Origin of the sequence: Streptomyces similanensis (assembly GCF_039543625.1) — a bacterium.
GTDB lineage: Bacteria > Actinomycetota > Actinomycetes > Streptomycetales > Streptomycetaceae > Streptomyces > Streptomyces similanensis.
This window is the reverse complement of the sequence record NZ_BAABKC010000064.1, coordinates 79,631-101,158: the sequence shown is the minus strand read 5'-3', so window position 1 is coordinate 101,158 and position 21,528 is coordinate 79,631. Positions and strand designations below refer to the sequence as shown.

21 protein-coding genes are annotated in these 21,528 nt (G+C 72.4%); 9 read left to right on the top strand and 12 right to left on the bottom strand.

The features are described 5' to 3' along the window. Positions 1–71 precede the first annotated feature (71 nt). Entirely contained in the window at positions 72–860 is a 789-nt protein-coding gene (locus tag ABEB07_RS21955; RefSeq protein WP_345669923.1) for a hypothetical protein, read from the top strand. A 469-nt stretch (positions 861–1,329) separates the two neighbouring features. Here ABEB07_RS21955 and ABEB07_RS21950 read toward each other — a convergent pair whose 3' ends face one another. The 3 genes from ABEB07_RS21950 to ABEB07_RS21940 form a co-directional block, all read right to left on the bottom strand. Beyond that, positions 1,330–1,569 (bottom strand): chaplin, encoded by a 240-nt coding sequence (locus ABEB07_RS21950; RefSeq protein ID WP_164583475.1) that lies wholly within the window; start codon positions 1,567–1,569, stop codon positions 1,330–1,332. A gap of 149 nt (positions 1,570–1,718) precedes the next feature. After that, positions 1,719–2,360 (bottom strand): response regulator, encoded by a 642-nt coding sequence (locus ABEB07_RS21945; protein ID WP_164583476.1) that lies wholly within the window; start codon positions 2,358–2,360, stop codon positions 1,719–1,721. Next, positions 2,353–3,498, bottom strand: coding sequence for a GAF domain-containing sensor histidine kinase (locus ABEB07_RS21940; RefSeq protein WP_164583477.1), 1,146 nt, complete (start codon positions 3,496–3,498; stop codon positions 2,353–2,355). The genes ABEB07_RS21945 and ABEB07_RS21940 overlap by 8 nt, the downstream gene beginning before the upstream one ends. 463 nt (positions 3,499–3,961) lie before the next feature. Between ABEB07_RS21940 and ABEB07_RS21935 the strand changes: the two genes are divergently transcribed. Next, a complete protein-coding gene (locus tag ABEB07_RS21935) occupies positions 3,962–4,687 on the top strand; it encodes a transglycosylase SLT domain-containing protein (protein ID WP_176148440.1) in 726 nt (241 codons plus the stop codon). 90 nt (positions 4,688–4,777) lie between these two features. Here the strand turns inward: ABEB07_RS21935 and ABEB07_RS21930 are convergent, their stop codons facing one another. Then, a complete protein-coding gene (locus ABEB07_RS21930; protein ID WP_345669922.1) occupies positions 4,778–7,345 on the bottom strand; it encodes an FHA domain-containing protein in 2,568 nt (855 codons plus the stop codon). 687 nt (positions 7,346–8,032) lie between these two features. On the opposite strand from ABEB07_RS21930, the gene serB reads away from it, so the two are divergent. Then, positions 8,033–9,241, top strand: a complete 1,209-nt coding sequence (serB, locus tag ABEB07_RS21925; protein ID WP_345669921.1) for a phosphoserine phosphatase SerB — start codon at positions 8,033–8,035, stop codon at positions 9,239–9,241. A 155-nt stretch (positions 9,242–9,396) separates the two neighbouring features. Here the strand turns inward: serB and ABEB07_RS21920 are convergent, their stop codons facing one another. From ABEB07_RS21920 to ABEB07_RS21905, 4 genes are all read right to left on the bottom strand, one after another. Then, positions 9,397–9,915 carry a SixA phosphatase family protein gene (locus tag ABEB07_RS21920; protein ID WP_345669920.1) on the bottom strand — a complete coding sequence of 173 codons (519 nt, stop codon included), beginning with the start codon at positions 9,913–9,915 and terminating at the stop codon, positions 9,397–9,399. Between the two features lie 106 nt (positions 9,916–10,021). After that, positions 10,022–10,228 carry a hypothetical protein gene (locus ABEB07_RS21915; protein WP_345669919.1) on the bottom strand — a complete coding sequence of 69 codons (207 nt, stop codon included), beginning with the start codon at positions 10,226–10,228 and terminating at the stop codon, positions 10,022–10,024. A 227-nt stretch (positions 10,229–10,455) separates the two neighbouring features. Further along, the gene (locus ABEB07_RS21910) at positions 10,456–10,575 is read right to left on the bottom strand and encodes an SGM_5486 family transporter-associated protein (protein WP_086025514.1); all 120 of its coding nucleotides are present in this window, start codon (positions 10,573–10,575) and stop codon (positions 10,456–10,458) included. 48 nt (positions 10,576–10,623) lie between these two features. Next, positions 10,624–11,949 (bottom strand): CynX/NimT family MFS transporter, encoded by a 1,326-nt coding sequence (locus ABEB07_RS21905; protein WP_345669917.1) that lies wholly within the window; start codon positions 11,947–11,949, stop codon positions 10,624–10,626. A gap of 82 nt (positions 11,950–12,031) precedes the next feature. On the opposite strand from ABEB07_RS21905, the gene ABEB07_RS21900 reads away from it, so the two are divergent. Continuing rightward, positions 12,032–12,730, top strand: coding sequence for a FadR/GntR family transcriptional regulator (locus ABEB07_RS21900; RefSeq protein ID WP_345669916.1), 699 nt, complete (start codon positions 12,032–12,034; stop codon positions 12,728–12,730). Between the two features lie 135 nt (positions 12,731–12,865). Here the strand turns inward: ABEB07_RS21900 and fabI are convergent, their stop codons facing one another. Further along, a complete protein-coding gene (gene fabI, locus ABEB07_RS21895; protein ID WP_164584921.1) occupies positions 12,866–13,633 on the bottom strand; it encodes an enoyl-ACP reductase FabI in 768 nt (255 codons plus the stop codon). A 5-nt stretch (positions 13,634–13,638) separates the two neighbouring features. Then, positions 13,639–14,343 carry a 3-oxoacyl-[acyl-carrier-protein] reductase gene (fabG, locus tag ABEB07_RS21890; protein ID WP_164584920.1) on the bottom strand — a complete coding sequence of 235 codons (705 nt, stop codon included), beginning with the start codon at positions 14,341–14,343 and terminating at the stop codon, positions 13,639–13,641. 247 nt (positions 14,344–14,590) lie between these two features. Between fabG and ABEB07_RS21885 the strand changes: the two genes are divergently transcribed. Genes ABEB07_RS21885 through tyrS form a run of 3 tightly spaced genes read left to right on the top strand, consistent with a single transcriptional unit; the run spans position 14,591 to position 18,830 of the window. Then, the gene (locus ABEB07_RS21885) at positions 14,591–16,114 is read left to right on the top strand and encodes a TldD/PmbA family protein (RefSeq protein WP_345669915.1); all 1,524 of its coding nucleotides are present in this window, start codon (positions 14,591–14,593) and stop codon (positions 16,112–16,114) included. Continuing rightward, on the top strand, positions 16,111–17,505 hold the full coding sequence (locus ABEB07_RS21880) for a metallopeptidase TldD-related protein (RefSeq protein ID WP_345669914.1): 1,395 nt from the start codon (positions 16,111–16,113) through the stop codon (positions 17,503–17,505). Before ABEB07_RS21885 ends, ABEB07_RS21880 begins: the two co-directional genes overlap by 4 nt. 56 nt (positions 17,506–17,561) lie before the next feature. Then, positions 17,562–18,830, top strand: coding sequence for a tyrosine--tRNA ligase (gene tyrS / locus ABEB07_RS21875; protein WP_345669913.1), 1,269 nt, complete (start codon positions 17,562–17,564; stop codon positions 18,828–18,830). A gap of 141 nt (positions 18,831–18,971) precedes the next feature. Here tyrS and ABEB07_RS21870 read toward each other — a convergent pair whose 3' ends face one another. After that, on the bottom strand, positions 18,972–19,256 hold the full coding sequence (locus tag ABEB07_RS21870; RefSeq protein ID WP_164584762.1) for a GlsB/YeaQ/YmgE family stress response membrane protein: 285 nt from the start codon (positions 19,254–19,256) through the stop codon (positions 18,972–18,974). A gap of 299 nt (positions 19,257–19,555) precedes the next feature. Between ABEB07_RS21870 and ABEB07_RS21865 the strand changes: the two genes are divergently transcribed. Together ABEB07_RS21865 and ABEB07_RS21860 are read left to right on the top strand one after the other, a co-directional pair. Further along, complete coding sequence (locus ABEB07_RS21865) at positions 19,556–19,957, top strand: DUF3099 domain-containing protein (protein WP_345669912.1); 402 nt, start codon at positions 19,556–19,558, stop codon at positions 19,955–19,957. Between the two features lie 276 nt (positions 19,958–20,233). After that, positions 20,234–20,458, top strand: coding sequence for a hypothetical protein (locus ABEB07_RS21860; RefSeq protein WP_176148449.1), 225 nt, complete (start codon positions 20,234–20,236; stop codon positions 20,456–20,458). Here ABEB07_RS21860 and moaA read toward each other — a convergent pair. Further along, a complete protein-coding gene (gene moaA / locus ABEB07_RS21855; protein WP_345669911.1) occupies positions 20,455–21,444 on the bottom strand; it encodes a GTP 3',8-cyclase MoaA in 990 nt (329 codons plus the stop codon). The genes ABEB07_RS21860 and moaA overlap by 4 nt on opposite strands. Positions 21,445–21,528 lie beyond the last annotated feature (84 nt).

Genomic DNA, 21,528 nt, shown 5'->3' with positions numbered 1-21,528 from the left:
GCGCAGCCCCCACCGAATCTACGCCACGAGACGGGCGGGCCGTTCCATCGGTCGGTCCTTAGGGTGGGGGCATGCTCACGGAACCGCGCTCTGGACGCCTCGCCGCTTGGGGAAATGCCTTTCTTGCCGGACTTGTCTCACCGGACGACGCGGTGCTCGCCGTCGTGGGTGAGGACGCCGTCCACCGGGTGGTGGGGCTGCCCGGGGAGCCGGAGCCCGTCGGGCTGACGCTCGCGCTGGGGCGGCTGCGGGGGCTGGGGGCGGGCGCGCTGCGGGTGGCGCTGCCCGCGCCGGGGCATCCGCTGGGGCTGAGCGGGCCGCCGGAGTTCAACGCGCGGGCGCTGGAGGCGGAGGAGGCGGTGATCTGTCACGGCGCCGCGTGGGGGCTGGTGCCGGAGGTGTCGGAGGCCGGCCCTGCGGGTGATGTGCACGTGAAGGTGGTGTGGCGGGCGCTGCCGGTGCGGGAGGCGCCGCCGGCCGACGTGCCGTCGCTGGGTGAGGCGGAGCGAGAGCTGGCGGAGGCGCTGCGGGAGGCGACTGAGGTGCTGGCGCGGCTGGACGTCGCCGGGTCGGGGCCGGTGGCGGAGGCGGCGATCGACGCGTACCGGGCTCGGGCGGAGCGGGGGCGGGAGGTGTTGGCGCCCGGGTATCCGCCGCGGGCGGTGCGGGTGCTGGAGCTGGCGCAGCGGGTGGGGTTGCTGGTGTCGCTGGCGTACGGGAACGGGCACGGGGGTGCGGTGAGCGCGTCCGAGATGGCGGCGCGGGGGGCCGCGTTGCGGCCGGTGGAGCGGACGGCTCGGCGGGCGCAGGTCGCCGCGTACAACTCCGTTGTGGAGGAGCGGGAGAAAAAGGTGCGGTGAGTAAGGGGTGTACGGGGGTGTCGGTCGGGGCGGTGTCCGGCGCTGAGGGTTCCTCCGGTGGGCGCCGGTTGTCCTGGCGCCCGGCGGTGTGCTGCGGGGGTGGGATGCGCGGCCCGGCGTGTGCGGGGCGCCGCCCGCGCCCACCCGTGCCGCCCCGGGCGGCACGCATGCCCGCGGGATGGGATGAGGGGCGAGGTGCGCTGGCGCGCGCGGCTGCGGGTTGGTGGAGAGGGGTGCGGCGGGGCGGTACGCGCGCCGGCGGGATGACGGGCGAGGCGAGAGGGGTACGCGCGCCTGTGCGGTGACGGGGAGGGCAGGCGCAGTACGCATGCCCTGGGATGACGGGCCGGGTGGGGGCCGTACGGGTGCCCGGGCGGTGACGGGGGTGGGGAGGGTGGGAGACGTGGGCTCGCTCGTGTGATGGCGGGAGGGCTGGGGCCTCCCGGGGGGAGCCGGGAGGCCCGGGGGGTCAGTGGTTGAGGCCGAGGTTGCCGAAGGCGGGGTTCAGGACGCCGATGACGTTGACGCTGTTGCCGACGGCGTTGACCGGGACGTGGACCGGGGCCTGGATGACGTTGCCCGAGACGACGCCCGGGGAGCCGTGGGCGGCGCCGCCGGCGGCGGAGGAGGCGGAGGCCATTCCGGCGCCCGCGGCCACGAGCCCGCCGGCCACCATCGTCACGGCCGCTGCCTTCTTCAGGTTCTTCACTTCTGAGCCTTCCTGGTGATCGCCGCGGCAGTCGCCGCGGCACGCACTGGAGAACGGCCGGGCCTCGTGAAGGTTGCGCCATCCGGGGGACATTCCCACGACGGTATGAATCTCAGCCCGGTGGGGCCGCAGCGGCCGGAGGGGTCCGGTCAGTCGGTCACGCCGTGGCGTACGGCCCACAGCGCCGCCTGGGTGCGGTCCGCCAGGTCGAGCTTCATCAGGATGTTCGACACGTGTGTCTTGACCGTCTTCTCCGACAGCACCAGCGCCCGGGCGATCTCCCGGTTGGAGCGGCCGTCCGCTATCAGGCCGAGGACCTCGCGCTCCCGCTCCGTGAGGGAGCCGCCGCGCCCCTGCCCGGACTGGGCCTCCTCCTGGGACAGCAGCGCCCCGGCGACCTCCGGCTGGAGCAGGATGTGCCCGGCGTGCACGGAGCGGATGGCGCCGGCCAGCGCGTCCGGGTCCACGTCCTTGTAGACGTACCCGGCGGCGCCCGCCCGCAGGGCCGGGACCACCGTGCGCTGCTCGGTGAAGCTGGTCACGATCAGCACCCGCGCCCCGTTGCCCAGCTCGCGCAGCCGGCGCAGCGCCTCGACGCCGTCCATGACCGGCATCTTCACGTCCATGAGGACGACGTCGGGGCGCAGCTCCTGCGCGCGGGCGACGCCCTCCGCGCCGTCCGCGGCCTCGCCGACCACCTCGATGTCGTCCTGCACCTCCAGGAAGGTGCGCAGGCCCCGGCGGACCACTTGGTGGTCGTCGACGACCAGCACCTTGATCGCTTCAGCCACCGGGCGCCTCCATCTCGATCGTGGTGCCCTTGCCGGGCGCCGATTCCACGGTCAGCGTGCCGCCGGCCCCGCTCGCCCGGTCACGCATCGACACCAGCCCCAGATGGCGGCCCGCGCCGCGCACCGCCTGCTGGTCGAAGCCGCTGCCGTCGTCGGTGACGCGCAGCACGGCGCCGCAGCCGCGGCGCTCCAGGGTGACGTCCACGTGCCGCGCGCCCGAGTGCCGCAGCGCGTTGTGCAGGGCCTCCTGGGCGACGCGCAGCACGGCCTCCTCCTGTGCGGCGGGCAGCGCGCGCAGGCCCTGCGCGGTGAAGGTGACGCGGGCGGTGTGGGCGCGGTCGAGGACCTGTATCTGGGTGCGCAGGGTGGCGACGAGGCCGTCCTCGTCGAGTGCCGCGGGGCGCAGCTCCACGACGGCGGCGCGCAGCTCGTCGGCGGCCTCGGCGGCCAGCGCGGCCACCTGCTGGAGTTCGCCCTTGGCGCGGACCGGGTCGCGGTCGACCAGGGCGGCGGCGGCCTGGGCGGTCAGGCGCAGCGAGAACAGCTTCTGGCTGACCGCGTCGTGCAGCTCGTGGGCGAGGCGGGAGCGCTCCTCGGCGATGGTCAGCTCGCGGCTGCGCTCGTAGAGGCGGGCGTTGGTGAGGGCGATGGCGGCGTGCTGGGCGAGGAGGGCGAGCAGGTCCTCGTCCTCCTGGGTGAAGCCGCAGCCGCCGGCCGGCTTCGGGCAGCGCTTGTTGGCGAGGAACAGCGCCCCGATGACCTCGTCGCCGTCGCGGATCGGCAGGCCCAGGAAGTCGGACATGTCGGGGTGGGCGGCCGGCCAGCCCTCGAAGCGCGGGTCCTGGCGGACGTCGGCCAGCCGCTCGGCCTCCGCCTGGTGCAGCATCGCGGCGAGGATGCCGTGCTGGCGCGGGAGCGGGCCGATGGCGCGCCACTGCTCCTCGCTGATCCCGTCGACCACGAACTGGGCGAAGCCGCCGTGGTCGTCCGGCACGCCGAGGGCGGCGTACTGCGCGTCGAGCAGTTCACGGGCGGAGGCGACGATCGTCTTGAGGACGTCGCGCACCTCCAGGTGCCTGCTCATCGCCAGCAGCGCGGAGCTGACCGCGGCGAGGCCGGACCGGGGGCCATGACTCATGCCCTCAAGGTACCGGCGGGGTCCGGCAGCGCGGATCGGCCCTGGGGCGGCGCCGTCCGGGGCCGCTGGACCTAGGTCCCGGGGCCCGGTGCCGAGGGCTGTCCGAACCTTCCCGGAAACCCCCGAAATCCGCTCACCGAATGCATTGCGGCAGCAACTTTCAGTAAGGGCGAACCGCCCCCGATGTGAGGACCCACATAGGGCGCACGTCACGTACGAACGGGCATAGGAGACATAGAGCCCCGGATGAACGGGACAGATGGCCCAGTCTGTCCCGTTTTGCGTGTTCCTGATCCACTACCCGGCTTCGTACGTCACACCTTTGCCAGCGGATTTTGCGGCAGCTAAGAATTGCTCTCGTCGCTCAGCGCCGCGGGTTTCCGCTCGTGGCGTTCGTGTGGGTAGGACCCCCTCCCGCAGTCCGGAGAGCGACCTCCGCGCTACTCGAAGAGGTCCATTTCGTATGTCTGCCAACTTCCGCTTCATCCGTAAGAGTCGTGCCCTGACCAAGACCCAGAAGTTCGCCGTCGCCGGTGTCACCACGCTCGGCGCCGCCGCCATCGCCGTCTCCGCCGCCGTGCCCGGCGAGGCCACGACCGTCGCCGCCGACACCGCGGCTCCGGCCACCGTCGCCTCGCAGCCGGTCAAGGGCGTCAAGGCCAGCGTGACCGACCGCCTCGCCGGTGACAGCCTCAAGGTCCAGGCCATCGCGGCCAAGCAGCAGGCCGTCGCCAAGGAGAAGGCCGCCGTCGCCGCAAAGAAGACCGCCGCCGAGCGCAAGGCCGTCGCCGGGCGCCACGCCCAGCAGGCCACCGCCCGCGCCGCGCAGCGTCCGCAGATGCAGACCGTCGCCGCGTCCAAGACCTACGGCAACGACCTGAACGGCTGGATCCGGCAGTCGCTGGACATCATGAAGCAGCACAACATCCCCGGCTCCTACAGCGGCCTGCACCGCAACATCCTGCGGGAGTCCTCGGGCAACCCGCGCGCGATCAACGACTGGGACATCAACGCCATCAACGGCATCCCCTCGAAGGGTCTGCTCCAGGTCATCGACCCGACCTTCCGGACCTACCACGTCCCGGGCACCTCGTGGAACATCTACGACCCGGTCGCCAACATCACCGCCGCCTGCAACTACGCCGCCCACCGGTACGGCTCGATGGACAACGTCAACAGCGCGTACTGAGGTCGGCGCGGACCTCTGACAGACGCGGAAGGGCGGCACCCCGACGGGGTGCCGCCCTCGGCGTACCAGGGGACGTCGGGGTGACCGGCGTTACTTGCGCATGACCTCCGGCTCGTGGCGCCGCAGGAAGCGGGCCACCAGGAAGCCGCACACGACGCCCAGCGCGATCAGCGCGATCATGTCGACGGTCCAGGCCGAGGCCGCGTGGTCCCACAGCGGATCGGTGCTGGTGGGATCGTCGGTGTTCGGGGCGATCTTGTTGAAGTCCAGCGTGGCGCCGGCGGCGGCGACGGCCCAGCGCGACGGCATCAGGTACGAGAACTCGTTGACGCCCAGCGTGCCGTGCAGCGTGAACAGGCAGCCGGTGAACACCACCTGGACGATCGCGAACATCACCAGCAGCGGCATGGTCTTCTCGGAGGTCTTCACCAACGAGGAGATGACCAGGCCGACCATCATCGAGCTGAAGCCGAGCGCCATGATCGGCAGGCACAGCTCCAGCAGGGTCCCGTGGCCCAGGATCAGGCCCTCGTCGGGAATCGTCCGGCTGGAGAAGCCGATCACGCCGACGAGCAGACCCTGCAGCACGGTGACCACACCGAGCACGACGACCTTCGACATCAGGTACGCCGAACGGGACAGGCCGGTGGCGCGCTCCCGTTCGTAGATGACCCGTTCCTTGATCAGCTCGCGCACGGAGTTCGCGGAGCCCGCGAAGCAGGCACCGACCGCGAGGATCAGCAGCACCGTGGTGGCGGTGCCGTTCGGGGTGTGCAGGCCCGTCTTGTGGTTGATCGGGTTGACCAGCAGGCCCTTCTCGTGGTCGATGAGCAGGCTCACCGAGCCGATCACCGCCGGCAGCAGCACCGTCAGGGCCAGGAAGCCCTTGTCGGAGACGATCACCGAGACGTACCGGCGGATCAGGGTCAGCAGCTGCGAGCCCCAGCTCTGCGGCTTGGGCGGCTTGAGGGCCTGCGGCGGCGCCACCGGCACGGCCTGCGGGGCGACCGAGTCGATGTCCGCGGCGTACATCTGGTAGTGCTGCGAGCCCTTCCAGCGGCCCGCCCAGTCGTAGTCGCGGTAGTTCTCGAAGGCGGAGAAGACGTCGGCCCAGCTGTCGTAGCCGAAGAAGTTCAGCGCCTCCTCGGGCGGGCCGAAGTAGGCGACGGAGCCGCCCGGCGCCATCACCAGCAGCTTGTCGCAGATCGCCAGCTCGGCCACCGAGTGGGTGACCACGAGGACGGTGCGGCCGTCGTCGGCCAGGCCCCGCAGCAGCTGCATGACGTCGCGGTCCATGCCCGGGTCGAGGCCGCTGGTCGGCTCGTCCAGGAAGATCAGCGACGGCTTGGTCAGCAGCTCCAGGGCGACCGAGACGCGCTTGCGCTGGCCGCCGGAGAGCGAGGTGACCTTCTTGTCCTTGTGGATGTCGAGCTTCAGCTCGCGCAGCACCTCGTCGATCCGGGCGTTGCGCTCCTGCGCGGTGGTGTCCGAGGGGAAGCGGAGCTTGGCCGCGTACTTCAGCGCCTTCTTGACCGACAGCTCCTTGTGCAGGATGTCGTCCTGCGGGACCAGGCCGATGCGCTGGCGCAGCTCGGCGAACTGCTTGTAGAGGTTCCGGTTGTCGTAGAGGACCTCGCCCTGGTCGGCGGGCCGGTAGCCGGTGAGCGCCTTGAGCAGGGTCGACTTGCCGGAGCCGGACGGCCCGATGACCGCGATCAGCGACTTCTCCGGGACGCCGAAGGAGACGTCCTTGAGGATCTGCTTGCCGCCGTCGACCGTGACGGTGAGGTGGCGGGCGGAGAAGGACACCTCGCCGGTGTCGACGAACTCCTCCAGCCGGTCGCCGACGATCCGGAACGTCGAGTGGCCGACGCCGACGATGTCACTGGGGCCGAGCGTCGCCGAGCCGCCCTTGGCGATCGGCTGGCCGTTGACGTACGTGCCGTTGTGCGAGCCCAGGTCGCGGATCTCGAAGCGGCCGTCGGGCGTGGCGTGGAACTCGGCGTGGTGGCGGGAGACCTGGAGGTCGGAGACGACCAGGTCGTTCTCCAGCGCACGGCCGATGCGCATCACCCGGCCGAGGGAGAACTGGTGGAACGTGGTGGGGCTGCGGTCGCCGTGGACCGGCGGCGCCCCCGCGCCACCACCGGGTCCGCCCTGCTGCTGGTGCGGGATCGACGGCGCCTGCTGCTGTGCGGGCGCCTGCTGCTGCGGCTTCGCCTGTGCCTGTGCCTGTGCCTGTGCTTGTGCTTGTGCCTGCTGCCAGTCCGCCGGTGCGGCGTGCTGCTGGGCGACGGGCGGCTGCTGCGCGGCCGGGGCCTGCTGCGCCCAGCCGGCGTGGGCGCCCTGGGCGGCGACAGGGGCCGCGGCGGCCGAGAGGTTCAGCCGCGGTCCGTCGGTCGCGTTGCCGAGGTGGACGGCCGAGCCGGGGCCGATCTCCACCTGCTGGACCCGCTGGCCCCGCACGAACGTGCCGTTGGTGCTGCCGTGGTCCTCGATGACCCAACCCCGGCCGTCGAAGCCGACCGTGGCGTGGCGCCAGGAGACCCTGGCATCGTCGAACACGATGTCGCCCTGCGGATCGCGTCCGAGGGTGTAGCGCCTGGACGGGTCGAGCGTCCAGGTCCGTCCATTGGTTTCCAGTACGAGTTCCGGCACTCCATGCCCCACTGATTTGTCCCCCGAGTTACCCCCGTCGCAGGGGGTGTAGGGATGTCGAACATCGGGAGGAACTATTTCAGGCTGGGCCCCGTGACCGAAAGCCGGGCCTTGTCATGAGTGGGTAACGTCCACTCGACTGCCGTGACACGGGCGAGGGTTGAAAACCGGGCGGAGAGTGGCATTCCCGCCCGAGGAGGACATGGACGGCGGACGCGCCCTGCGTTCTCTTTCTACGGCACCTGCGTACGGCGGCCGTTGGGCTCGTCTCGGTCGAACTCCGGCTCCGGGTGCGGGTGGTGGCCGCGGACGTCCGCACACACCTGGGTGTGCGCACCGGAGCGCGGATCTGAGGACGGGTGCGGCCTTGCGGACGGGTGCGGCGTGGGCGACGGGGTGGCGGGGTGGCGGGGTGTGGCCGCTTCCGCGGTGTGGGGTCGCCGCTCCCCCGGCGTGCCGTACCGGCCGCCCGGCCGGTGCCTGCGGCGGCACCGGCCGGCCTCCCTGCGCCGTGCCGGCGCGCCGCGCGTGCGCCGGGGCGGGTCCCGGGCGCGCGGGGTCCGTCCGCCCCCTCGGCCCGGGGTGCGCGTCAGGGCGGTTTCACCTGATCGACGCCCAGTGTTTCCTGTCCGCCAGGCGGACCTGAGGGGCGTGGGGCACGGGGTGCCGGATACGGTGGGAGGCACCATGAGCGCTTCGCAGAGTTCCGATGACCTCACCCTTCTCGTCAAGATCTTCGGGAAGGACAGGCCAGGCATCACGGCCGGTCTCTTCGACACCCTCGCCGCCTACTCCGTGGACGTGGTGGACATCGAGCAGGTCGTCACCCGTGGCCGGATGGTGCTGTGCGCGCTCGTCACCCAGCCGCCCACCGGCCTTGAGGGCGATCTGCGGGCCACCGTGCACAGCTGGGCCGAGTCGATGAAGATGCAGGCGGAGATCCTGTCCGGCCGGGGCGACAACCGGCCGCGCGGTCTCGGCCGCTCCCTGGTCACCGTGCTCGGCCACCCCCTCACGGCGGAGGCGACCGCGCGGATCGCCGCGCGGATCACCCAGGCCGGCGGCAACATCGACCGTATCTTCCGGCTGGCCAAGTACCCGGTGACCGCGGTGGAGTTCGCGGTGTCCGGCGTGGAGACGGAACCGCTGCGCACCGCTCTGGCGAAGGAGGCGGCGGCGCTGGGCGTCGACGTCGCGGTGGTCGCCGCGGGCCTGCACCGGCGCGCGCAGCGGCTGGTCGTCATGGACGTGGACTCGACGCTCATCCAGGACGAGGTCATCGAGCTGTTCGCCGCGCACGCCGGCTGCGAGGACCAGGTGGCCGAGGTGACGGCGGCCGCGATGCGCGGCGAGCTGGACTTCGAGCAGTCGCTGCACGCGCGTGTCGCGCTGCTGGCGGGGCTGGACGCCTCCGTGGTGGACAAGGTGCGCAGCGAGGTGCGGCTGACGCCGGGCGCCCGCACCCTGATCCGTACGCTGAAGCGGCTGGGCTACCAGGTCGGCGTCGTCTCGGGCGGCTTCACCCAGGTCACGGACGATCTGCAGGACCGGCTGGGGCTGGACTTCGCGCAGGCCAACACGCTGGAGATAGTCGACGGGAAGCTGACGGGCCGGGTCACCGGCGAGATCGTCGACCGGGCGGGCAAGGCGCGGCTGCTGCGCCGGTTCGCCGCCGAGGCGGGCGTTCCGCTGGCGCAGACCGTGGCGATCGGCGACGGCGCGAACGATCTGGACATGCTGAACGCCGCCGGTCTCGGCGTCGCTTTCAACGCCAAGCCGGTGGTGCGGGAGGCCGCGCACGCCGCGGTGAACGTGCCCTTCCTCGACACGGTCCTGTATCTGCTCGGAGTCACCCGCGAAGAGGTCGAGGCGGCGGACGCGCACGAGGAGCGCTGAGCGGACCCGTGCCCCGCACGGCCGGCTGACCAGACCCGCCCCCGCACACTCGGCTGACCGGCCCCGCGCGGTCGGGCGGAGCGGTCGCCGTGCGCCCTTGCCGCGAGGTCCGGCGCGCCGTCCCCGGCCGCCGGGCCTCTCGCGCGCTCGGCGGGCTACTCCGAGGGGGCCCAGTAGTCGCTCAGGGTGGCCGTGCCCGGTTCGAGGGCCTTCCAGGAGCCGTCGAAGGTCAGCACGGCGAAGGCCGCGGTCGGGAAGCCTCGGCGGCCCATCCGTTCGCCCGCGTCGCCCTCGGCGGCGCCGGAGAGCACCTCGGTCACTCCCTGCACACCCGGGTTGTGACCGATCAGGATGACGTTGCGCACGTCGTCCGGCGTCTCGTTGAGCACGGCGATCAGCTCGCCCGGGGAGGCCTCGTAGATCCGCTCCTCGTAGACGGTTTTCGGCCGGTGCGGCAGCTCGTGGACGGCGAGCTTCCAGGTTTCCCGGGTCCGGTTCGCTGTCGAGCACAGGGCAAGGTCGAAGGGGATGTGGGTGTCGGCCAGCTTGCGGCCGGCCACCGGGGCGTCCTTGCGGCCCCGCTCGGCGAGCGGTCGTTCGTGGTCGGACACCTGCGGCCAGTCGGCTTTCGCATGCCGGAAGAGGACAATCCTGCGGGGTTCTGCGACGCTCATGACACCCAGCTTCGCACGAAACAGGCCATCGGGCGCAGGTAGTTGACATGCGCCTTCTCGGCCGGGGCGCCGGGTGCCGGACGGGCCGCGGGCCGGTCCTGCCGCCTCATCGCGTCAGGAGTTCCTGGACGCGCTCCAGCAGCTGCGTGGTCGCGGGGTCGGCGCCGGTCGTATGTGCGTGCGACGGGTTCAGTATGAGGGCCAGCAGTGTCACGAAGGCGAGGGCCGGCAGCGCCAGGGCCCACCAGGGCAGCCTGGTGTCGACGCCGCCCATGGTCGCCGGGTGGGTCCGGGTGTGCGTACGGGCCGGCATGGTCGCCTCCGCTGGTCTTCGGGTCGGTTCCGCTCGTCCACGGACTCCACGGACCGCTCGTCGCGGTCACACCACGAAACTACGGAATCGGCGCGCGCCCGCCCATCCGGTGATCCACCCACTTGACCCTGACCCTCACCCCCTAGGGGACAGGGGGGCCAGCCCCACCATGGGCGGGGCCGGGCCGGTCCTGGCCGAGGGGGCGGGTCAGGGGGCCGAGGGGCGGGTCAGGGGGAGGCGAGCGTCGCGACGATGGCGATGACCACGAAGATGGCGAGGAACGCGCCGAAGACGATCAGCATCTTCTTCTGGCCGTTCGGCGGGTTCGGATCGAGCACAGGCTGCATGGCCACCAGTGTGGCACCCCGCGCCCCGGACGGGTGCGCGGGGGCGGCTCAGCGCGCCGCCTCCTCCTCCACGGTGCGGTTGCGCCCGGCCAGCCAGCCGACCAGCATCTGCGGGATCATCAGCGCGGTCATCAGGGCGATCGGCACGCCCCAGCCGCCGCTGCTCTGGTAGAGCACGCCGACCAGCAGCGGCCCGGGGATGGATATCAGGTAGCCGGCGCTCTGGGCGAACGCCGACAGCTGGGCCACGCCCGGACCGCTCCTGGCCCGCATGCCGACCATGGTGAGGGCGAGCGGGAAGGCGCAGTTGGAGACGCCGAGGAGCACCGCCCAGGCCCAGGCGCCGCCGGCCGGCGCGAGGTACAGGCCGGCGTAGCCGGCGAGGCCGCAGACGCCGAGGACGAGCACGATCGGGCCCTGGTGGGGCAGCCGGGTGGCCAGTCGCGGGATGACGAAGGCGAGCGGCACGCCCATCACCATGGTGACGGCGAGCAGCAGTCCGGCGGTGCCGGCGGGCACGCCCGCGTCCCGGAAGATCTGGGGCATCCAGCCCATCGTGATGTAGGCGGCGGTGGCCTGGAGGCCGAAGAAGACGGCCAGCGCCCAGGCGGTGCGGCTGCGGGTGATGCGCAGCGCGGGGGCCGGCTCCTCCCGCGGGGTGTCCTGCCGGGCGTGCTCGGGCCGCTCGGCGCCGGCGGCGTCCCGGTGCCGGATCAGCGGCAGCCACGGGAGCACGGCCACCGCCGCGAGCAGCGCCCATACGGCCAGTCCGGGCTGCCAGCCGCCGAGGGCGTCGGTCAGCGGCACGGTCACGGCGGCGGCGGTCGAGGTGCCCAGGGCGAGGGCCATGGAGTACAGGCCGGTCATGGAGCCGACCCGGTCGGGGAACCAGCGCTTGACGATGACCGGCATCAGGACGTTGCTGACGGCGATGCCCATGAGGGCGAGGGCGCTGGCGGCCAGGAAGGCGACGGTGCTGCCGATGTAGGGGCGGATCACCAGGCCCGCGGTGATGGCGGCCATGCCCGCGCACACCACGGCGGCGGGTCCGAAGCGGCGCGCGAGACGGGGGGCCATGACGCCGAAGACGGCGAAGCAGAGCGGGGGCACCGAGGTGAGCAGGCCGGCCACGCTGCCGCTCATCCCGAGTCCGTCGCGCACCTCTTCCAGGAGCGCGCCGAGGCTGGTGATGGCGGGCCTGAGGTTCAGGGCGGACAGCACGATGCCGGCGACGACCAGGCGCGTCGCCCACGCGCGCGGGGCGGGCGTCCGGGGCTCCCGGTGGGCCCCGGGCGCCTCCGGGGCGGCGGCCCCGGCCGGGGTGTGCTGCGCGGTCGATGGCGTCGTCGTCCGGGTCGTTTCCTCACTTACCATGAGACCCATCATAGAATCATAGGATGATTGACTGTCCAGTGTCCGCGAGCAGCACTCCGGGCCAGACGTGCGAAGGTGTGCCATGCCCCTGAGCCATCCGCGCCGGTCGGCGCTGTCCGAGCAGGTCATCGCCGCGCTGCGCAACCAGATCACCTCGGGCGAGTGGCCGGTCGGTTCGCGTATCCCGACCGAGCCCGAGCTGGTGGAACAGCTCGGCGTCGCCCGCAACACCGTGCGCGAGGCGGTCCGCGCGCTCGCCCACAACGGTCTGCTGGACATCCGCCAGGGCTCGGGCACCTACGTCGTGGCGACCAGCGAGCTGGCGGGCGTGATGCACCGCCGGTTCGCCGGGGTGGATCCCCGGCACATCGCCGAACTGCGCTCCACCCTGGAGTCGGGGGCGGCGAAGCTGGCCGCCGAGCGGCGCGGCGAGAAGGACCTCAAGCAGCTGGACGCGCTGCTCGTGCGGCGGGAGGAGGCGTGGGAGTCCGGTGACGCGGAGGACTTCGTGACGGCGGACGCCACCTTCCACCTGGCCGTGGTGGCCGCCTCCCACAACGACGTGATGACCGCGATGTACGCGGACCTCGGCGAGGTGATGCGGGACTGGCTGCGCGCGGACGTCGGCGCCGAGCTGACGCCGGACACGCACATGGACCACACCCGGCTGGTCGACGCGATCCGCACGGGCGACGCGGAGGCCGCCGCCGCGGAGGCGGCGAGCTACCCCTTCCTGTGCCGTCCGGGCCGCTTCACGACTCCGCCGCCGGCCCAGGACTGAGCCGCACGGCACGCACGCGTACGACCGACCCGCGCGCGTACGCCCTGGCCCCTGTAGCGACGCAGCGACGCGGGAGGGCCCGCACCCCCAGGGGTGTCGGGCCCTCCCGCGTCGGTCTCGATCCGGCGGTGGCGCCTACGCTCCGATGGCGTGCAGGCCGCCGTCCACGTGGACGATCTCGCCGGTGGTCTTCGGGAACCAGTCGCTCAGCAGGGCGACGACGCCGCGGCCGGCCGGCTCGGGGTCCTTGAGGTCCCACTCCAGCGGCGAGCGGGAGTCCCACACGGCGGCCAGGTCGCTGAAGCCCGGGATGGACTTGGCGGCCATGGAGCCGAGCGGGCCCGCCGAGATCAGGTTGCAGCGGATGTTCTGCTTGCCGAGGTCACGTGCCATGTAGCGGCTGGTGGCCTCCAGGGCGGCCTTGGCCGGGCCCATCCAGTCGTACTGCGGCCAGGCGTACTGGGCGTCGAAGGTGAGGCCGACGACCGAGCCGCCGTTCTGCATCAGCGGCAGGCAGGCCATGGTCAGCGACTTCAGGGAGAACGCCGAGACGTGCAGGGCGGTGGCCACCGACTCGAACGGCGTGTTCAGGAAGTTGCCGCCGAGGGCGTCCTGCGGCGCGAAGCCGATGGAGTGCACGACGCCGTCGAGGCCGCCCAGCTCCTCGCCGACGACGTCGGCCAGGCGGCCGAGGTGCTCGTCGTTGGTGACGTCCAGCTCGATGACCTTGGCCGGCTTCGGCAGCTTCTTGGCGATGCGCTCGGTCAGCGTGGGCCGCGGGAACGCGGTGAGGATGATCTCGGCGCCCTGCTCCTGGGCCAGCTTCGCGGTGTGGAAGGCGATGGACGCCTCCGTCAGCACGCCGGTGATCAGGACGCGCTTGCCCTCGAGAATTCCGCTCATGGTGATCAGTGACCCATTCCCAGTCCGCCGTCAACGGGGATGACGGCTCCAGTGATGTACGAGGCGTCGTCCGAGGCGAGGAACCGCACCGCGGCGGCGATCTCCTCCGCCTGCGCGTACCGGCCGAGCGGCACCTGCGCCAGGATGCCCTCGCGCTGCTCGTCGCTGAGCGCCCGGGTCATGTCGGTGTCGACGAAGCCGGGGGCGACGACGTTGAAGGTGATGTTGCGCGAGCCCAGCTCGCGGGCGAGGGAGCGCGCGAAGCCGACCAGGCCGGCCTTGGAGGCGGCGTAGTTCGCCTGCCCCGCCGAGCCCAGCAGGCCGACCACCGAGGAGATCAGGACGACACGGCCCTTCTTGGCCCGCAGCATGCCCCGGTTGGCGCGCTTGACCACCCGGAAGGTGCCGGTGAGGTTGGTGTCGATGACCGACGCGAAGTCCTCCTCGGACATCCGCATCAGGAGCTGGTCCTTGGTGACGCCCGCGTTGGCGACGAGGACCTCGACCGTGCCGTGCTGCGCCTCGATCTCCTTGTAGGCCTGCTCCACCTGCTCGGGGTCGGTGATGTCGCACTTGACGGCGAGGAAGCCCTCCGGCGGCTCCCCCGACCGGTACGTGATCGCGACCTTGTCGCCGGCGTCGGCGAACGCGCGGGCGATGGCGAGGCCGATGCCCCGGTTGCCTCCGGTGACGAGAACCGAGCGGCTCAACGGATCACCCTTTCATAGCGGTCTGAAGCGGTCCGACAGCACGCCCGATCACCTGGATGACAGGCGGCTTCATCCGAAAACCTATCGGTCCGCCCACCGCGGCGGACAATCGGGCACCGACAGTGGCGCGCGAGTCGCGCTGTCGAGTCCCTACAGAAAACGGCTGACCCGGCCGCAAACGTGTGGTCACCCCCGCCGCCCGCGCGACATGATCGGTCCGACAGGCGACGAGAGCAGGGAGACCCCCGTGCCACATACGATCGACGAGGCCTTCACGGCCCTTCCACTGCGCGCCCTGGCCGACGCCGCGCTGGCGCGGGCGCGGGCGCTGGGGGCCGAGCCCGCGGACTTCCGGCTGGAACGGGTGCGCGACGCGTCCCTGCGGCTGCGGGACGCGCGGCCGGCCGGGTCGTCGGACAGCACCGACCTCGGGTACGCGGTGCGGGTGGTGCACGGGGGCGCCTGGGGGTTCGCCTCCGGGGTGGACCTGACGATGGACGCGGCCGCCCGGGTCGCCTCGCAGGCGGTGGCGATGGCCAAGCTGTCCGCGCGGGTGATCGCCGCGGCCGGGTCCGCGGAGAAGGTCGAGCTGGCGGCTGAGCCGGTGCACGCCGACCGGACGTGGGTGTCGGCGTACGAGATCGATCCGTTCACCGTGCCGGACGAGGAGAAGGCGGCGCTGCTCGCCGACTGGAGCGCGCGGCTGCTGGCCGCCGACGGCGTGGACCATGTGGACGCCTCGCTGCTGGCCGTGCACGAGAACAAGTTCTACGCCGACACCGCCGGGACCGTGACCACGCAGCAGCGGGTGCGGGTGCATCCGCAGCTGACGGCCGTGTCGGTGGACGACTCCAGTGGCGAGTTCGACTCCCTGCGCACCCTCGCCCCGCCGGTGGGGCGTGGCTGGGAGTACCTGACCGGGACCGGCTGGGACTGGGCCGGCGAGCTGGAGCGCATCCCCGGGCTGCTCGCCGAGAAGATGCGCGCGCCGAGCGTCGACCCGGGCGTCTATGACCTGGTGGTCGACCCCTCCAACCTGTGGCTGACCATCCACGAGTCCATCGGACACGCCACCGAGCTGGACCGCGCGCTGGGCTACGAGGCGGCCTACGCCGGCACCTCCTTCGCCACCTTCGACCAGCTGGGCACGCTGCGCTACGGCTCCGATCTGATGAACGTCACCGGTGACCGCACCGCCGAGCACGGCCTGGCCACCATCGGCTACGACGACGAGGGCGTCGCGGCGCAGTCCTGGGACCTGGTGAAGGACGGCACCCTGGTCGGCTACCAGCTCGACCGCAGGATCGCCCGGCTGACCGGCTTCGAGCGGTCCAACGGCTGCGCCTACGCCGACTCCCCCGCCCATGTGCCCGTGCAGCGGATGGCCAACGTGTCGCTGCTGCCGGACCCGGCGGGGATGTCCACGGAGGACCTCATCGGCGGTGTCGAGCGGGGCGTCTACGTCGTCGGGGACCGGTCCTGGTCCATCGACATGCAGCGCTACAACTTCCAGTTCACCGGCCAGCGGTTCTACCGCATCGAGAACGGGCGGCTGGCGGGCCAGTTGCGGGACGTGGCCTACCAGGCGACGACGACCGACTTCTGGGGCTCCATGGCCGCGGTGGGGGGCCCGCAGACGTACGTCCTCGGCGGCGCCTTCAACTGCGGCAAGGCCCAGCCGGGCCAGGTCGCGGCCGTCTCGCACGGCTGCCCGTCGGCCCTCTTCAAGGGCGTCAACATCTTGAACACCACCCAGGAGGCCGGTCGATGAGCACGCGCACCACCAAGCCGCACGAGGTCGTCGAACGCGCCCTGGAGCTGTCGCGGGCCGACGGCTGCGTCGTCATCGCCGACGAGCAGTCCTCCGCCAATCTGCGCTGGGCGGGCAACGCGCTCACCACCAACGGTGTCACGCGCGGGCGCACGCTCACCGTGATCGCGACCGTGGACGGCGCGGAGGGCACCGCCTCGGGCGTGGTCTCGCGCGCCGCGGTGACCGCGGACGACCTGGAGCCGCTGGTGCGGGCCGCCGAGGCCGCGGCCCGCGCGGCCGGCCCCGCCGAGGACGCGCAGCCGCTGGTCACCGGCGTGCCCGCCTCCTCGGACTTCGCCGACGCGCCCGCCGAGACGTCCTCGGCCGTGTTCGCCGGCTTCGCGCCGGCGCTCGGCGAGTCGTTCGCCCGCGCGCGGGCCGGCGGCCGCGAGCTGTACGGCTTCGCCCACCACGAGCTGGTGTCGACGTATCTCGGCACGTCCACGGGGCTGCGGCTGCGGCACGACCAGCCCAACGGCACGCTGGAGCTGAACGCCAAGTCGCCCGACCGCACCCGCTCGGCGTGGGCCGGGCGGTCCACCCGGGACTTCACGGACGTCGACCCGGCGGCCCTGGACGCGGAGCTGGCGGTACGGCTGGGCTGGGCCGAGCGGCGCGTGGAGCTGCCGGCGGGGCGGTACGAGACGCTGCTGCCGCCGAGCGCGGTGGCCGACCTGCTGATCTACCAGATGTGGTCGTCCTCGGGCCGGGACGCCGCCGAGGGGCGCACGGTGTTCTCCAGGCCGGGCGGGGGCACCCGGGTCGGCGCGAAGCTGACCGGGCTGCCGCTGACCCTGCGCAGCGATCCGCACGCGCCGGGCCTGGAGTGCGCCCCGTTCGTGGTCGCGCACTCCTCGGGCGGCGACGAGTCGGTGTTCGACAACGGGCTGCCCGTCGCGCCGACCCAGTGGATCGCCGAGGGCGAGCTGAGGCATCTGCCGACCACCCGGCACAGCGCGGCGCTCACCGGGCTGCCGCTCGCCCCGACGGCCGGGAACCTGATCCTGGACGGCGGCACGGACCGCTCGCTGGAGCAGATGGTCGCGGACACCGAACTGGGACTGCTGCTGACCTGCCTGTGGTACATCCGCGAGGTGGACCCGGCGACGCTGCTGCTGACCGGTCTCACCCGCGACGGCGTGTACCTGGTGGAGAACGGCGAGGTGACCGGCGCGGTGAACAACTTCCGGTTCAACGAGTCGCCGGTGGACCTGCTGGGCCGGGCGGCCGAGGCAGGGCGCACCGAGAAGACGCTGCCGCGCGAGTGGAGCGACTACTTCACCAGGGCGGCGATGCCCGCGCTGCGCGTCCCCGATTTCAATATGAGCTCTGTCAGCCAGGGCGTATAACCTCGTAGGCGGCTGTCACCCGACCGCCTCATGATCACCGAGGAGACAAGAGAACCGTGACGGACATCGTCGACGAGCTGAAGTGGCGGGGCCTGTTCTCCCTGTCCACCGACGAGGACGCCTTGCGCAAGGCGCTCGCGGACGGTCCCGTCACGTTCTATTGCGGCTTCGACCCGACCGCGCCGTCGCTGCACGTCGGACACCTGGTGCAGGTGCTCACCGTGCGCCGGCTCCAGCAGGCCGGGCACCGGCCGCTGGCGCTGGTCGGCGGCGCCACGGGGCTGATCGGCGACCCGCGCCCGACCGCCGAGCGCACGCTGAACGACCCGGCGACGGTGGCCGGCTGGGTGGACCGGCTGCGTGGGCAGATCGAGCCGTTCCTGTCCTTCGAGGGCGAGAACGCCGCGGTGATGGTGAACAACCTGGACTGGACCGAGGGCCTGTCGGCGATCGAGTTCCTGCGGGACATCGGCAAGCACTTCCGCGTCAACAAGATGCTGACGAAGGACTCGGTGGCCCGGCGGCTGGAGTCCGACCAGGGCATCAGCTACACCGAGTTCAGCTACCAGATCCTCCAGGGCATGGACTTCCTCCAGCTCTACCGGCGCCACGGCTGCACCCTCCAGCAGGGCGGCAGCGACCAGTGGGGCAACCTCACGGCCGGTCTGGACCTGATCCACCGCCTGGAGCCGGACGCGAACGTGCACGCGCTGGCGACGCCGCTGATGACCAAGGCGGACGGCACCAAGTTCGGCAAGACCGAGGGCGGCGCCGTCTGGCTGGACGCCGAGATGACGACGCCGTACGCGTTCTACCAGTTCTGGCTGAACGTGGACGACCGGGACATCTCCCGGTACGCGCGCATCCTGTCGTTCCGCTCCCGTGCGGAGCTGGAGGAGCTGGAGCGGCAGACCGAGGAGCGGCCGCAGGCCCGGGCCGCGCAGCGGGCGCTGGCCGAGGAGCTGACGACGCTGGTGCACGGCGCCGACCAGACGGCGGCCGTGATCGCCGCGTCCAAGGCGCTGTTCGGCCAGGGCGAGCTGGCGGAGCTCGACGAGCGGACGCTGGCCGCGGCCCTGTCGGAGGTGCCGCACGCCGAGGTCGCCGACCTCGGCCAGGTCGTGGACCTGTTCGCCGAGGTGGGCCTGGTGGCCAGCAAGTCGGCCGCGCGCCGCACGGTCAAGGAGGGCGGCGCCTACGTGAACAACGTCAAGGTCACCGCCGAGGACGCGGTCCCTGCCCGCGAGAATCTGCTGCACGGCCGCTGGCTGGTGCTGCGCCGGGGCAAGAAGAACCTGGCGGCGGTGGAGGTCACCGGCGGCTGAGCGCGCCCGCGGTGTGTTGTGGTGCGGGGGCGGTTCCGGGTTTCCGGGGCCGCCCCCGCGCCGTGCGACCGCCCGCGCCGTGCGACCGCCCGGCCGTGCGGGCGGCGCGCCGTGCGGGCGGCGCGCCGTGCGTCCGGGCGGCTACATCCGCTGGCGCTGCCTGCGGTGGCCGACCGTCTTCAGGTACAGCATGTCGCCGACGGCGACGATGACGATGGCGGCCACGAGCTGGAAGATGTGCCGGCTCCAGTCGATGCCGCGGGTCTCCGCGACGCCGAGGGCGCGGGCGATCGCGTTGCCCGCGATCGCCCCGAGGATGCCGAAGATGGTCGTCAGCCACAGCGGACTGTGCTGCTTGCCCGGGATGACCGCCTTGGCGATCAGACCCAGGATGAAACCCACGATGATCGCCCACAACCAGCCCATGGCGCCTCCTCGTCCGGTTCGACGTGAGCAGTACCGCCAGTGTCGGTGCCCCGCCGCTACGCCGCATGCCGGACAGGGCCGTACGCGTGAGGGCGCAGGCCGGGCGGTCCGGGGCGCGCGGGGCGCGCGGACGGTGGTGAGCGGCGCGTTCGCGCAGGCCGAGGTCGCCCCCGACCGCGAGGGCACGGCCGGCGCGGCGTACCGTGGAGGATGAGGGTGTACGGGCGCGGTGTCCCGGCCCGGTCGTGGACCGGGTACGGGCCGGGGAGCTGTCCGGTGCGGACGAATGGTGGAATGCGATGCGGAAGCAGCATGGCGGGGGCAGCGCCCAGGTGTTCCGGATCACCGGCGCCCGGACGGGCCTCCAGGAGGACGTCCGCGGCCGGCAGCGCCGGTACGTCATCTCGATGGCGGTCCGTACCGCGTCGGTGCTCCTCGCGGTGGCGCTGTGGAACGTCGAACGGTACGTGGCCGTCGTGGCGCTGGTGCTCGGCGCGGTCCTGCCGTACATCGCCGTGGTGATCGCCAACGCGGGCCGGGAGAACGCCCCGGGGCTGCCGTCGACGTTCGTCACGGTGCCGGCGAAGCCGATGATCACCGCGCCGCGGACGACGGAGGACGGCTTTTCGGAATCCGTTCCGGAGGACGGGGCGGACGGTTCCTCGGCGAGCACGGCGCGCGAGTCACGCGACGGGGCGTGAGGCGCGCCTGTCGGCCCGCTGTGGCCGGGTCGTGACCGGCCTCTCGGAGGGCTGTGCGGGCGCTGTGCGCGAAGCTCAAGAAATGCTCAGATCAATCACGTTGTTCCGGTGCCGGGCGACGGGTCACCCGTGACATACTTCGTACGCGCTCCGCATCCCCCGTCGGAGCGACAGACCGACGCCGGGCAGCTCCCCCCGTGGCTGCTCGGCGTCGCCTTGTTCATGGCGTGGTGGTGAGACGGACCCGTGACGGACGGATCAGTGACGGACGGATCAGTGACTGACGAGACCCCGGTCTGCTCCGCCAAGGGCTGCCGCGAGGCCGCCGTGTGGGTGCTGGCGTGGAACAACCCGAAGCTGCACACGCCCGAGCGCCGCAAGACGTGGCTGGCGTGCGAGGAGCACCGCGAGCACCTGTCGACGTTCCTCGGAGTGCGCGGTTTCCTCAAGGACGTCGTCGCGCTGAAGGACTGGCGGCCCGACGCGGACTCCTGGTCCTAGCCGCCGATCGCCGACATCGGGCGGTCGGGCTGGACGAACGTCGGGTCGTCGAGGCCCGCGCCCGCCTTCTTGCCCCACATGGCCTGCCGCCACAGCCGGGCGATCTCCTCGTCCGGCGCGTCGGAGCGCAGCGCGGCGCGCAGGTCGGTCTCCTCGGTGGCGAACAGACAGGTGCGGACCTGGCCGTCAGCGGTGAGGCGGGTGCGGTCGCAGGCCGAGCAGAACGGGCGGGTGACGGAGGCGATGACGCCGACGCGGTGCGGGCCGCCGTCGACCCTCCAGCGCTCGGCCGGTGCGGAGCCGCGCTCCCCGGCGCCTTCGGGGGTCAGCTCGAAGCGGGTGCGCAGGGCGGCGAGGATGTCGCCCGCGGTGACCATGCCGTCGCGCTTCCAGCCGTGCTGGGCGTCCAGCGGCATCTGCTCGATGAAGCGCAGTTCGTAGTCGTGCTCGATCGCCCAGGCCAGCAGGTCGGGGGCCTCGTCGGCGTTGAGGCCGGGCATCAGGACGGTGTTGACCTTCACCGGGGTCAGGCCGGCTTCGTGGGCCGCCGCGAGGCCGTCGAGGACGTCCTTGTGGCGGTCGCGGCGGGTGAGCGCCTTGAAGACGTCGGGGCGCAGGGTGTCCAGGGACACGTTGACCCGGTCGAGGCCGGCCGCCTTGAGGGCCGCCGCGGTGCGCCTGAGGCCGATGCCGTTGGTCGTCAGGGAGGTGCGGGGGCGGGGCTCCAGGGCGGTCACCCGCTCCACGATGCCGACCAGTCCGGGCCGCAGCAGCGGTTCGCCGCCGGTGAAGCGCACTTCCTCGATGCCGAGGGAGGTGACCGCGATGCCGATCAGCCGGACGATCTCGTCGTCGGTGAGCAGGTCGGGCTTGGCCAGCCACTGCAGGCCCTCCTCGGGCATGCAGTAGGTGCAGCGCAGGTTGCACCGGTCGGTGAGCGAGACCCGCAGGTCGGTGGCCACTCGGCCGAAGGTGTCGATGAGCACGTGGGCCCCCTCCCGTGTCGCGGACCGGATGTGTTCCGACACTTGCGAGCCTACGTGACGGGGCCGACGGACCGCAGTGCCCGA

What these genes read in the sequence shown, in the direction of transcription:
- ABEB07_RS21955 (WP_345669923.1), top strand. Translation starts at nt 72, where the DNA reads ATGCTCACGGAACCGCGCTCTGGACGCCTCGCCGCTTGGGGAAATGCC.
- ABEB07_RS21940 (WP_164583477.1), bottom strand. Translation starts at nt 3,498, where the DNA reads ATGAGTCATGGCCCCCGGTCCGGCCTCGCCGCGGTCAGCTCCGCGCTG.
- ABEB07_RS21915 (WP_345669919.1), bottom strand. Translation starts at nt 10,228, where the DNA reads ATGCCGGCCCGTACGCACACCCGGACCCACCCGGCGACCATGGGCGGC.
- ABEB07_RS21935 (WP_176148440.1), top strand. Translation starts at nt 3,962, where the DNA reads ATGTCTGCCAACTTCCGCTTCATCCGTAAGAGTCGTGCCCTGACCAAG.
- ABEB07_RS21870 (WP_164584762.1), bottom strand. Translation starts at nt 19,256, where the DNA reads ATGGGCTGGTTGTGGGCGATCATCGTGGGTTTCATCCTGGGTCTGATC.
- ABEB07_RS21905 (WP_345669917.1), bottom strand. Translation starts at nt 11,949, where the DNA reads ATGGTAAGTGAGGAAACGACCCGGACGACGACGCCATCGACCGCGCAG.
- ABEB07_RS21900 (WP_345669916.1), top strand. Translation starts at nt 12,032, where the DNA reads ATGCCCCTGAGCCATCCGCGCCGGTCGGCGCTGTCCGAGCAGGTCATC.
- ABEB07_RS21880 (WP_345669914.1), top strand. Translation starts at nt 16,111, where the DNA reads ATGAGCACGCGCACCACCAAGCCGCACGAGGTCGTCGAACGCGCCCTG.
- ABEB07_RS21910 (WP_086025514.1), bottom strand. Translation starts at nt 10,575, where the DNA reads ATGCAGCCTGTGCTCGATCCGAACCCGCCGAACGGCCAGAAGAAGATG.
- fabI (WP_164584921.1), bottom strand. Translation starts at nt 13,633, where the DNA reads ATGAGCGGAATTCTCGAGGGCAAGCGCGTCCTGATCACCGGCGTGCTG.
- ABEB07_RS21865 (WP_345669912.1), top strand. Translation starts at nt 19,556, where the DNA reads ATGCGGAAGCAGCATGGCGGGGGCAGCGCCCAGGTGTTCCGGATCACC.
- ABEB07_RS21920 (WP_345669920.1), bottom strand. Translation starts at nt 9,915, where the DNA reads ATGAGCGTCGCAGAACCCCGCAGGATTGTCCTCTTCCGGCATGCGAAA.
- serB (WP_345669921.1), top strand. Translation starts at nt 8,033, where the DNA reads ATGAGCGCTTCGCAGAGTTCCGATGACCTCACCCTTCTCGTCAAGATC.